This window comes from Cytobacillus oceanisediminis (assembly GCF_007830235.1).
In the GTDB taxonomy this organism is placed as follows: Bacteria; Bacillota; Bacilli; order Bacillales; family Cytobacillaceae; genus Cytobacillus; species Cytobacillus oceanisediminis.
The window spans coordinates 467,052-478,961 of the sequence record NZ_VLKI01000001.1; the positions used below are offsets into that span (position 1 = coordinate 467,052).

The following is an 11,910-nucleotide window of genomic DNA, read 5'->3' on the forward strand; positions in this document are numbered from 1 at the left end:
TCCCTTCGAAAACTTGGACTAAGTATATTACCGAAGGACTAATCCTCCCCTTTATTCCGCAATCTGGCTCTTTTCATAAAAAAAGACGCTTTCCTCATTTCAGAAAGCGGAATTTAGAATGTTCCTCTAGGAAAGAATCAATAGGAGAACTTTTTTTGATCTCATTAGCATTCATTAATATATCTTATTACTTATAAAATAAAGAGAATCTATCCAATAAACCTTTTAAAAGTATTAGTGAGAAATTCTATTTAAGTTTCGTGAAATCCTTCTCTAACCTCAGAGTTAGTTGTACAACTTACTTTACAATGCTGGCCCAATACAAAAAGACTCGTTGCTCGGTAAACGCGCCTGATTGCTGAAGATCAGTTTTCTACATACGTATTAAATTAACACTTATTATAATGTTATTGATAAAAGTTCATTAAGCCCTTTTCTACCTGCAGAAGTTATTCTTATCGCTCTTGTTTTTTCCATTCGTTCGATCCATTGTAATTCGAAAAAGCGTTCAAAAAGTTCATGACCTAATGCACCGGCAAGGTGATGGCGCCTTTCACTCCAATCTAAGCATTTATGAACGAATGAACGACGTTTTTTTCTTACGATATCTAAGGGGATATCAAATAACTCTAAGAATATCTCACCTTCCTTCGTAATCAAAATTTCATTACTTTCCTCAATGATGTATCCCTTATCTACTAGAGCGTCCATAAGTTTTACTCCGAGTTTTCCAGCGAGATGGTCATAACAAGTACGTGCAAAACGTAAGTTCTCATTTTCCGTTACTTGTTTGAATGATTTTACCTTTGGTTGAGGTGAAATAGCTAGCAACGTTTCAAGGGCTTTTGCTATTTCAATATTTTCAATTCGATAATATCGATGCCTTCCTTGTTTCTCTAGAGAAACCACATTCACTTCAAGCATCTTCGCTAAATGAAAGCTTGCAGTTTGTGGCTTTATGTTTGCTGCATAAGCCAAATCTCCTGCTGGATGGCTTCTTCCATCCATGAGTACTGTTAATATGGCTGCACGTGATGGATCGCTTATTAATGAAGCAATCGTTGAAGCGTCTGGACCAGACCTCATCTAACTCCCCCTTAATAATGTATTCCATATTTCGATGATAGTCGAATTATTTAGCTCTTACAATAGATATAAAGCAAAAAGGATTTTTAATCTGAATCATGTAAAGGACTTAACTTTATGAGGCTTGGCCATATGGTACATAGCCAATGCAACTGCCGGAAGCCCAAACAAAATGAACGGGAATTTACCTGCCATGAAACGACCAGCTGTAATTCAATACCTGAATTAACTTGTTTATCCGCCAATTGAGCCATATACATTGCTGTATCTCCAGAAACGATTGAACCGGCAAGAGTCGTATATGATCCCCCAACCTCTGAAAAACGAATTGGGATATAGAAAATATGGTGCAATCCAAAAGGAATCAAAGCACGTTCAACTAATCCATATATAAACATATAGAATGGAGGAGTGTGCTCCCCTGCAAGCGCGTTTCCAATAGCAAAAATAAAATCTTGTACATGTGGCCAAACAAATGCCAAAATTAACGCCATGATGATTGAAACACCTGCGGTCACAATCGGGACAAATCTTGTGCCTCCGAAGAATGATAGCATTTCAGGCATTTTGAATTCATGATACTTTTTATACAGTGCTGCTGCTACAAAGCCCATTAAGATTCCGCCAAAAACACCCACTTGTAAAGTTGGGATTCCAAGCTCTGTCGTGTAACCAGGCTGTGATGCTGTTTCAGGAGTGATTCCCAATACAATGCCTATTACCGTATGCATGACAACATAACCTACAAAAGCCGCTATGCTGGCTCCAGCTTTTCCTCCTGTCCAGCTGCCCGCAATACCGATAGCAAACAAGATTCCTAGGTTCTTAAAGATTGCACTTCCGGCACCTTTCATTAACGATGCGAAGGTTTGCCAAGCTCCACCTTCAAGAAATGGCATATATTCTATCAAATAAGGTGATCCCAACCTTCCATAAAGGATTGATTGAGGGGCAATTTGCCTATGAAAAACTAACAGTAGAGGCGTATTTGGAAGGGTCCTACCAGAAAGCACTGCAAGCGTTGACGTTAAACCGTACAATTGTTTCAGCCGGGAAAGCCAGGGAAGTTTTGGACGCCCTCATTGAAGCAAATAAAGAGTATTGGCCAGAGTTAAATTAATTTGTTTTTTTCATAGTAGGGAGTTCTTCCGACCATTAAGTAAGTTCTCTCTACTATTTTTTTAATGGTAATATATTATGCGCTTTCATTTTTTATTTTTGGAACACTTTGATGGAAACGAGGAGAAAATATATGAAAAAATTCTTTAACTTTGATCTCTTCCAGCGTGTAGGGAAATCATTTATGGTTATTATTTCTTTATTGCCTGCAGCAGGTCTTTTGCTGGGGATTGGTACGACCCTCGAGATTTTCCTGATTACTTGCCTAATACGTACTTACAATATTATTTATACCCAGATAAAGTTCTTAAGAAGTTGAATCCTGAACATACACGTGCGAATGAAGTAATGGAAGGCAGAGAAAAGAGAGTATTTGAAGAATGTAAACGAGTGATTGAAGCGGGTACTTCTAAAGAGTCTCATGTTGTTCATAACGATGCTCATGGGGAGTTTATTTTAATCGTTGCTGAATCGATTGCCTATAACAAAAGTGATAATTTTATTGTCATCTTAAAGAATGATGGGATTATTGACAATCTTCCAAAGGATGCAATGGTAGAGGTTGCGGCAAGCTTAACAGCAAACGGCCTGTTTGTCAAGAGCAGGGGAAGCGTACTCGACTTTTGTGCCCTTTCTGGGTATCGACAGGAAATGCGAATTTACAACTTTAAAAAATTCCAATATTAAAAAGCCCAATCTCTCAGAATTAAAAATTAGAAATTAGGCTTTTTTCGCTGCTCCATTAAAGCGCCCGTTCGTATATAAGGCCAGCCGTGTTTTTTGGAGCTTTATAATCTAGTATTTCTTTATTAACTTTACAAGCATTTCCTACTTCAATAGAATCTTGGAAGCAGGCAAAGAAAACATCGCTAATAAAATAAAAGAGTTATGTAAAAGTTGTTCACAAAAATGCGGAAACAGCCAGGCAGACAAGCTGGTAGCTGCCGCAACTCAAAATCCCTTTCCAACAATAGAACCTAGGAAGGTTATATGTTATGATGAATAAGTGTGTTAACCTATTTCATTTTTAAGTTAACATTTAAATGTGAGCGAACCTGTCGAACTGGGGGAAATTTATGTATAAGCTACGAGGTCATCATCTTTTTTGCCTTCTGGGATATCGGGGAATGGGCTATTCCAAAGAATACGTGGAAAATATGACACGTTTGCATCAAACCTTGAGAAACAACTCCAAGACGTGGATTCAGCTTGTAAAGGGACCTGATCAGCTGTGTGAAAAGTACCCCAACTCTGGGGAATACCACTGCCAACACGACAATATTTATGAAAGAGATTCCGCTATTTTAGAGAAAATGGAGCTTAAAATAGGGCAAATTCTGAAATGGGAGGACATTGAGTCGCACATCCAAAAGTATGTAGTCCCCTCCGATATTCAAACTGTGTGTGAAACTTGTTCCTGGCGTTTATATGGAGTTTGTGAAGAAGGTATTCAAGAGATTCTTGAAGGGAAGGGTTTAAGGGAAGTTAAATAAGTCCCCCCTTTTATTAAATAGTTTCGTTTTGTGCAATATTTAAAAATGGATTAATATAACGCTTTCAGCTATTCAACAAAACGATTTGGCATTTTAAATGAACAGAAAAAAAAGTTCACTCAGACCACCTTGAAATAGTAATCTTCCGTAATATATGGTCTAATAATTAATCTAACTGTCTCTGTGTTAAAACTCTCAAAGTAAACACCTCATCTTAAATTTTTTTAGTACCATTCTATTAAAGAGGCTGCTCGTTAGCACAAGAAGCCCTTTATTAAACAATCGCGCCCTTTAGTTGAATAAAGTTATTTTTCCTTAACAGCAATACAAATATCAATATTTCCATCTGGGTAATACTTTTCGAGATCATAGGTGTATACTCTTTTTAGTTTGCCCTCTTCTTCTTTATTCCAAATTTCATTCCATGTATTAAAAATGCCTTGTTCTTCGTCAGTATTAACTGTAAATTTTTCATATTTTGTATCATCAGGTATGACTATTGAAGGTTTATTTTTGCCATCAATAGCAACACATAACGTATAATCCCCTTTATAATCAGAATCATATTCATGGTACAAACCGTATGTAATACCTTCATGGTTTGATAATTCGGTGGAAGCCCCTTTCCACATATCTGAAATCTTTTGCATTATACGATCGTCATTAAAGTTGTTAGTCCTAACCTTTTTAATAACTGTAAAGTCCATAGCCCCCATCCTTTATAAAGAGTTCAACCAAAATCATGTTTTACCATCTTAAAGTTTAATTGCTTAACAATACCACCCTATTCATAAAGACTGGCGCTTCTTGTTGGACAAGCGCGCCCATTAATTAAACATTTTAAACGCTAAAGTAATTAGATAAAGTGGGACTCCTACAATTAACATCCCTGCAAATAGGTAACATACACTTTTGAAAATAAACTTGCAGAAATCATAGATTGCCCCAACTAAATCGTCAATAAACCTTGCCATTACTCTCCCTCCAATAGCTACCCTTTACTTGATTAGGTTACCGTTAGTTAAGCACAAGTCTTACAACCCTTTCTATATTTTAACATTAATATCCATTTTGTTTTAAATTGTTATTCAAGAGTCTGGCCCTCTAACGAAAATGAGCGCTAAATCCTTGTTCCAGGATAGCGCCCGATTGTTGAAGATCTTAATTACTATGTCTTGTTGAACTAAAGTACCCAATAGTTTAAGTACAATATTTCACAATCTAATAGTTGGAATAAGAAAAAAGCGAGCCTCATCTTGAAAAAATCGCACTCGCTAAATGAAAAAGGAAGATTATTTATTATAGAAACCATTCGCCCTGAGCAACTTTTTCTACCTTTCCTCCTACATATACTATGATTTCTCCGTTTTCATCACTTGCCTTTAAAAACAATAAAGATGGTCTTTTAATTTCATATCCTTGTTCTACACGAATATTAATTTCACTTTTATCAAAATACCGATATTTAACTAAGTAAGAAGCTAAACATCCATTGGAACTTCCAGTAGCTGCATCTTCTGGAATACCAAAATAATCTGCAAAGTCTCGAACGTTTAAATTATTATCGACACTATATGTTTCAGGAGAGAAGACCATAATTGCTTTTGCATCAGTATGCTCAATTAACTCAAAGTATTTTTCTTTATTTATTCTAACTTTTTTAATTGCTTCTAAAGATTTTAAAGGGGCAACAATCACAGGAAGTCCTGTTGAAACCTCCTGGATAGGAAATCTATCATCTATGTAATCTTTATTTAAATTTAAAACATCAGAAACCTTATTCGTATCTAAAATACGCCCAAATGTGGGTTTATTTTGTTCCATCCAAATTATTTGTTCTTGTTTATCGAACGATACGGGAATCTGTCCAGCTTTAAAATTTAAAATAAGTTTTTCTATTTGTTCCCCTATTATTTCATTTTTAATTATATATGCTGTTCCTAAAGTCGGGTGTCCAGCAAAAGGAACCTCTTCATTAGGTGTAAAAATACGAACATCATAACCATCATTTTTTTTTGTATCTGATAAAATAAAAGTAGTCTCTGAATAATTAATCTCCTTGGCTATTTGTTGCATTTTATTATCTGAAAGGTTTTCAGCATTCTTAAAAACAGCAAGTTGATTTCCTGTATATTTTCCTTGTGAAAAAACATCCACAATTGAATAATTAATTTTCCCCATTAATTCTATCCCCCACCTGTGACTGTAATGTTTTATATGACATACCATTTATTTCTTTTTAAGTTTAGTAAAAAACATATTACTCTTATTCAACAATCCTGCCCGTTTGTACAATAAGTTCAACAAAAAAGTGCGACAATCCTTCCTGGATAAAATCGCACCCGTGGTTATAAATAAGTATTCATTTAACCATTTAATATAAAGATGATTACAGATATCGCTAACAAAGATTGAACCGAAAGTATTAAAAATTTTTTCTGGCGATTAAGCTTATTTACTCTTTTTACAGTAACGGCTGACAGCCAAGCCGCAGCTATTGGTCCAACCCCTAATCCCATAATCATCATGACAGGCATGGCTGGGTCAACATGATGCTTATCTATATATTCATCTACATCCATAAAAATTTCATAAAGTAACATTGGTAAAATAACCAGCAAAGCCCAATATATAATAAAATTTGATGTGCAACTTACAATATTTGTCGCTACTTTTTTCAATTTTCCCACCCTGACTGTTTATTAAATGTTTGGTCAATAAGACCTTCTACAAAAAAGCCGTTAACCCTTCCTCGAATCAAGGCTCCCGTTACTTTAATAAACGAAAAATTAGAATATGTGAAGCAAATCTACTCGTTATCATAAGGTAGAATTTCTCCTCCCCAATTACAGTAAAAGCAATCTATTCCCCACCCATGTACAGGGACTACAACTTCATCCTTTTTTCCCTCTTTAAAAACAAGGCTAGTAAATGATTTAAGATAAAAAATTCATCAATTAGTCCTTTTCCACAATTAGGACAAAACTTTGGTTTCATCATATGTTAAACCCACTCATTAGTAATATCTATCTTATCAATATAACAAACAACTTTTAACTTCTCTTCAACTATCCTGCCCCATAGTAAAATAAGAGCTTGAATTTGGCAATTAAAAAATGTTGTTTATGGCAGTATGTTTTTTGAATAGAAATCAAGGCTTTATATACAGGTAATGCATAAAACCTTGTATATAAAGCCTTATTTAAATTATATACTTATTTAATTAATGCGCCTTTTTTTGGAATAACTATTTCTTGAAAATCCGGACTCTCCTCATTAATGATTTCTGCTGTTGTGTTAGTTCCGGAAGATTGTTTGTGTTAACTAGTAATGGATTTTTTACATACATTCTTTTGCTTAATTAGATCGTAAAAATGATTTTGCTAATTGCTTTTCGTGAAGTAAGACGTGAAAATGCTTGCCTCCATTGTTCTAGAGGGAACGTTGAATCAATAACTGGGCGAATTTTTCCTTCTTCAGCTAACTGAATTATATGTTGAAGTGCTGATTGAATAACCTCTTTAGGAATGCCGTAAATGCTGAATCCAATAATCTTTGTTGCTTTCGCTAAAAGATCCATCAGATTAATTGTTGTTTCCATACCAGCTGCATACCCAATACTTACAAGACGACCGGCTTGTGCTAAAGAATGAAGGAACAGATTTGTTCCATTACCACCTACTGGATCAAGTGCTACATTAATACCCTGACCATTTGTGATGCGAGCAATGCCTTCGACAATTCCATCTTGTGAGAGATTAATAATCGCTTCTGGTTGTGCTGTTGAGGCTTGTCTTGCTTTCTCATCCGATGACACAATAGCAATTGGTTTAGCACCTAATGCTTTGGCAAGTTGAATTGCTGCATAGCCAACAGACCCTGTTGCCCCTGCTACTCCAACCCATTCATCTTTTGTGATTTCACCAGAATAGGTTAATGCTAAATAAGCAGTTAAAAATGCAACTGATAAGGCAGCTCCTTCTTCAAAGCTAAAGTTCTCTGGAAGAGGAACTAATTGGTTTTCAGGTACAACAATCAACTCTTGGTGTGTACCGTCTTTACTAACACCCAGTACTCCACCCTGGATAATCACTTTTGATCCTTTAGGAAACCTTGATGAATATTCTACTACTCCTGCCCCTTCATTTCCGAGAATAAGTGGAGGGTTTTTAGCAAATGGCAAATGACCTGATTTAACTGTTAAGTCAAGAGGATTTAATGCTGCAGTATATACTCTAACTAACGCCTCTCCTTGATTGGGTGTTGGTTTATCTCTTGTTTCAAGTTCGATTTCAGCATTTTCTCCATATTTTTTAACAACTAGAGCTTTCATTTTATCAATTCCTCTCTCCATTTTGTAAGTTTTATTTATGTTAAATTTGATCTTTGCTATCCATGTGACAGACTTTATTAATATTCATGATCAACATACCAAAAGCTGTTGTAGGTTTGTTAAGTGATTATAATATGTCATATTTTTTAATGTAAGTACGCACTATAAAGTGGTATAGTTCCCATTAGGAAACTATTGATAGAAAATAAAAAATGGAAAGAAGATAAACATATGAATTTAAAAAGAAATGATCCAGTAGAAGCTACTTTAGAATTAATAGGGGGAAAGTGGAAGCCGTTGATCATTTGGTTTGATTAACTTTAAATTCATCCTCTCTGAAACTATTTAGGAACACTTTCCCCTCATAACCTGACTGTTCAAGATAGGAAAGTATGGTAAGTAGGTTCATTTGACAAAACATGTTTCACCAAACCATAATACGATATATTCATACTCTTTATTAAAAAGATTGGCTAAAGGAGCGATAACCTTTTCAATATATCCCTCTACTGGTTCATGATGACCTGCAGCTCGAATATTTATAAATTCTTTATCAAATATTTGGTCATTAGTCGCATTGACACACATTGCTTCATTAAATGGAGCATAATCAGAATCACCCATCAATCTGTTATTTTTAAACTCCTCATACATAACCTGGCCATTTAAGATATGTAGTACGTCTTTGTCAAACAACTCACTTCTATCATGGTGTAGCTTTTCAACCTCGATTTTTTTAGAAATATTCATTTTATACCACTCCCCATTTTTATTAATCAACTAACCCCCGTTACTTGAATAAGAAAAAGCGATCCTTCGTTATTGAAGCATCGCACCCGAGAGTTTAAGAAGAAATCTTTAAAGTTGGAGGTCTAAATCATTTAAAGTCCCATTCAATATTTATCTGATTTTCTCCGCCAACTCTAAAATAATTCCCTCTGGACCACGAACGTAGCATAACCTATAACTTTCTTCATATTGCTGTATCTCACTAAAGATTTCCGTGCCTTTCTTTTTCAATTTTGCAACAATAGCTTCAATATCTTCAACAGCAAAGCAAATATGTCGGATACCCAGCGTATTTGCAAATGGTTGCTGATTATCTTTTTCATCTGACGGCGTATAAAATTTGACTAGCTCTATCCATGCCTGACCATCTGGCATCCCCAATCCTACACATGCCGTTTTAACATCATTAAGCCCAACTATTCTGTCCAACTGTTCTCCATCCAATTCCCATTCCGCTTGCACTTCAAGTCCTAAATCAAGAAAAAACGCTTTAGCCTCTGAAAGATCTTTTACGTTTATACTCACATGATCTATTTTATTGATCTTCATATCTCATACCTCCTATGTTCCTGTTATTTCAATACCTGTATTCGTGTAATGTTTGTTTGTAATTCCAATTCGCTTAAAACAGAAAATATCCTTCTTCAACAAACCTGCCCCGTTAGTTGACAATCCGCTTGATATGGAAGCTGTTCTTGAACACAAGCACCGTATGTAAAAGAGTTAAAAAGGAATTTCCCCGATAAAAAATGGAACAAAAACCCCGAAAAAAGAAGCAATAACAATTAACCAAAAAGTTTTCGAGGTTAACCTATCCTTCAGTAACCGATTCTCTTTTGAAACAAAAAAGGAGAGTACAATTGTATATATTCCAAAAAGCATAAATGATAAACCAAACCATACAACCCAAACGTTCCCTGTAAAACTAATTCGAGCACTTTCATATACATTTTTAAGAACATTATCAGTTAATAAAAAACCAATAATTAAAAATGAAATAATTTCAATAAAAGTAATTAAATACATTTTCCATAAAAACATCTCTTTCCCTCCCTAAATAACCAAAGTTTCCCATCGAAATTATAACATTCTTGCACTAGCCTGCCCTTTTATGGAATTAAGAAAAGCCGCCTGGTTTTGGCAGCTAATCTTGAACATAAGCACCCGTTAGTTTAACAAGGTGTACCATTTTTTAGTCACCAGAAATATGGACTTTTCCGATATCTGACCTTGAAATTTGTTTAATTAATTCTTCATAGTCGATTAGATTATTGACAGAGATAAATGTTTTGTAATTATTTAGGTCTGATAATAGGCTATTTAGCCTCTCTCCTGAAAATGTTTCATCAGTAAGATAATAATCGCTTAATGTCCTAAGTTCCGAAAAACTTCGCCACATTTTCTTTGAATTAAACATTTCATTATGGAGAGCTTCTGTTATTTCGAATAGTCCAAGTTTACGGTCCTCATGATTATATAAAACAACATCGAATCCCATAAAAGCACCACCTTAAAGCGTCTCTAATTCGAATTAATCACAATAGATTCCTTTATCTTTTTATAAATCTGCACCGTTAGTTGAAATTAAACATCACCGATTAATAATATATCTTTCCCAGTCGGCACTTCGAATCTCTTCGTGGGTTGGTGTAGTTACTTGATTATCATTAATTTCCGATATTACACTTTTGACAGTAACATTATTAGGATGTTCCCATTCACTAAGGCATTCCTCACACATTAAAAACAGTTCTTTGGTTTTAACATTCTTAACTATCTCTACCCAGCCCTGAGAGCAAATTGGACACCAGGCAACTTTATATAGATACTCCATTTTAATCATCCTCTTATAAATAAATCTTAACTTAACCATATGATATAAAGATGACTATAGATATTGCTAACAAAGATTGAACCGAAAGTATTAAAATTTTTTTCTGGCGATTAAGTTTATTTACTCTTTTTGTAGTAACGGCTGACAGCCAAGCCGAAACTATTGGTCCAACCCCTAATCCCATAATCATAAGGACAGGCATGGCTGGGTGAACATGATTTTCTTCTATAAATGCATCTACATTCATAAACATCTCATAAAATAAAAATGGTAAAATAAGCAGCAAAGCCAAATATATAATAAAATTCGATGTCCAACCTACAATATTTTCCACTGACTTTTTCAATTTCCCCACCCTGACTGTTAATTAAATACTTCTTAACTCAATGAGACAGTATGATTATCCTTGTTCAAGTAAACTGCCCCTTTAGCACAATAAGAAAAGCTGCCGCAACGACAGCCCTGATCTTCAACTAAACCAGCACCCGTTTGTTGAAGAAGGCTAATCCATATTTTCAGCAATCTTTTTCAGTGCCTTTGCACGAGAAACAATAAATGCTCTCATATACTTCTCCAAAAACAACTTGTCGGCTACAACGCCAATTAGACCGAATGGTGACTTATACTGAAATTTATCTATCATTATGGTTCCGCCTGCTTCTTCGATAAATTGATGGGTATGAACAAAGGAATGGAAAGCTCCCTTCACCATAATATCTACAAACTTATGAGGTTTTTCCATTAATGTCACTTTGGCTGTCAACCTTTGTTTAATACCAAAGTGAATGGCTTCCCAGGTAACAGTATCTCCCTGTTCTAATAATCCTTCTGTCACTCCACCAACAGCTCTTTCCTTTGTTTTAGAGGTCGTTTGAGTATGAATATCTACGTTTCTTGCAAGGTCAAAACATACTTCAACAGGTGCTTTAATAAATTGTTGATGCTCAATAACAGGCATTTTATATTCCCCTTTTACAAACACTTACTAACACTATAATTATAATTCGTCGAAGTCGATATTAACTAATTTTTATTAAACTAACCTGCCCGTTCGTTCAATAAGGATTTCAACAAAAAGGTGCCTCAATCCTTCCTGGATCAACGCACCCTTTAGCTTAATAAGAAGGTGAATAAATTCTATCGGTATCAGTATCAATAACAAACTCCACCTTTATATCACCCTCATAAGGAAGTTGTTCAAAATTGTGAAGCCTACAAAACACATTTGGGAGGTCTTTTATCTCACAGGTTAATTC

At 35.0% G+C, this 11,910-nt stretch carries 14 protein-coding genes and 2 pseudogenes; 4 read left to right on the top strand and 12 right to left on the bottom strand.

Going from position 1 to position 11,910, the window contains the following annotated elements; all coding sequences use genetic code 11:
* Positions 1-399 precede the first annotated feature (399 nt).
* Both IQ19_RS02180 and IQ19_RS02185 read right to left on the bottom strand, forming a co-directional pair.
* A complete protein-coding gene (locus IQ19_RS02180; protein WP_144539434.1) occupies positions 400-1,086 on the bottom strand; it encodes an ArsR/SmtB family transcription factor in 687 nt (228 codons plus the stop codon).
* An 86-nt stretch (positions 1,087-1,172) separates the two neighbouring features.
* Positions 1,173-1,997 carry a PTS transporter subunit EIIC gene (locus tag IQ19_RS02185; protein ID WP_242020865.1) on the bottom strand — a complete coding sequence of 275 codons (825 nt, stop codon included), beginning with the start codon at positions 1,995-1,997 and terminating at the stop codon, positions 1,173-1,175.
* 8 nt (positions 1,998-2,005) lie between these two features.
* Between IQ19_RS02185 and IQ19_RS02190 the strand changes: the two are divergent.
* From IQ19_RS02190 to IQ19_RS02205, 4 genes and pseudogenes are all read left to right on the top strand, one after another.
* A pseudogene (locus IQ19_RS02190) lies at positions 2,006-2,206 on the top strand (family 4 glycosyl hydrolase); the annotation flags it as partial.
* A 132-nt stretch (positions 2,207-2,338) separates the two neighbouring features.
* Positions 2,339-2,524 carry a hypothetical protein gene (locus IQ19_RS02195; RefSeq protein WP_144539436.1) on the top strand — a complete coding sequence of 62 codons (186 nt, stop codon included), beginning with the start codon at positions 2,339-2,341 and terminating at the stop codon, positions 2,522-2,524.
* Positions 2,467-2,892, top strand: a complete 426-nt coding sequence (locus tag IQ19_RS02200; RefSeq protein ID WP_242020866.1) for a family 4 glycosyl hydrolase — start codon at positions 2,467-2,469, stop codon at positions 2,890-2,892. The genes IQ19_RS02195 and IQ19_RS02200 overlap by 58 nt, the downstream gene beginning before the upstream one ends.
* Positions 2,893-3,281: 389 nt before the next feature.
* Positions 3,282-3,698, top strand: a complete 417-nt coding sequence (locus IQ19_RS02205) for a DUF1284 domain-containing protein (protein WP_144539438.1) — start codon at positions 3,282-3,284, stop codon at positions 3,696-3,698.
* A 305-nt stretch (positions 3,699-4,003) separates the two neighbouring features.
* On the opposite strand, the gene IQ19_RS02210 is transcribed toward IQ19_RS02205, so the two are convergent.
* The 10 genes and pseudogenes from IQ19_RS02210 to IQ19_RS02255 all read right to left on the bottom strand — a co-directional run bounded on the left by IQ19_RS02210 (position 4,004) and on the right by IQ19_RS02255 (position 11,612).
* Positions 4,004-4,405, bottom strand: coding sequence for a GyrI-like domain-containing protein (locus tag IQ19_RS02210; protein WP_144539440.1), 402 nt, complete (start codon positions 4,403-4,405; stop codon positions 4,004-4,006).
* A 592-nt stretch (positions 4,406-4,997) separates the two neighbouring features.
* Positions 4,998-5,879, bottom strand: coding sequence for a PhzF family phenazine biosynthesis protein (locus IQ19_RS02215; protein WP_144539442.1), 882 nt, complete (start codon positions 5,877-5,879; stop codon positions 4,998-5,000).
* A gap of 185 nt (positions 5,880-6,064) precedes the next feature.
* A complete protein-coding gene (locus IQ19_RS02220) occupies positions 6,065-6,379 on the bottom strand; it encodes a hypothetical protein (protein ID WP_144539444.1) in 315 nt (104 codons plus the stop codon).
* Positions 6,380-7,059: 680 nt separating this feature from the next.
* On the bottom strand, positions 7,060-8,031 hold the full coding sequence (locus tag IQ19_RS02225; protein WP_158638723.1) for a quinone oxidoreductase family protein: 972 nt from the start codon (positions 8,029-8,031) through the stop codon (positions 7,060-7,062).
* A 310-nt stretch (positions 8,032-8,341) separates the two neighbouring features.
* Positions 8,342-8,811 (bottom strand): annotated as a pseudogene (locus IQ19_RS02230) (AraC family transcriptional regulator); the annotation flags it as partial.
* Positions 8,812-8,931: 120 nt separating this feature from the next.
* Entirely contained in the window at positions 8,932-9,369 is a 438-nt protein-coding gene (locus IQ19_RS02235; protein WP_144539448.1) for a VOC family protein, read from the bottom strand.
* Between the two features lie 174 nt (positions 9,370-9,543).
* Positions 9,544-9,861: a hypothetical protein gene (locus tag IQ19_RS02240; RefSeq protein WP_144539450.1), complete on the bottom strand. Its 318-nt coding sequence runs from the start codon at positions 9,859-9,861 to the stop codon at positions 9,544-9,546.
* Between the two features lie 151 nt (positions 9,862-10,012).
* Positions 10,013-10,318, bottom strand: a complete 306-nt coding sequence (locus tag IQ19_RS02245) for a YceB family lipoprotein (RefSeq protein WP_144539452.1) — start codon at positions 10,316-10,318, stop codon at positions 10,013-10,015.
* 367 nt (positions 10,319-10,685) lie between these two features.
* Complete coding sequence (locus IQ19_RS02250) at positions 10,686-11,000, bottom strand: hypothetical protein (RefSeq protein ID WP_144539454.1); 315 nt, start codon at positions 10,998-11,000, stop codon at positions 10,686-10,688.
* Positions 11,001-11,156: 156 nt separating this feature from the next.
* A complete protein-coding gene (locus IQ19_RS02255; protein ID WP_144539456.1) occupies positions 11,157-11,612 on the bottom strand; it encodes an SRPBCC family protein in 456 nt (151 codons plus the stop codon).
* Positions 11,613-11,910 lie beyond the last annotated feature (298 nt).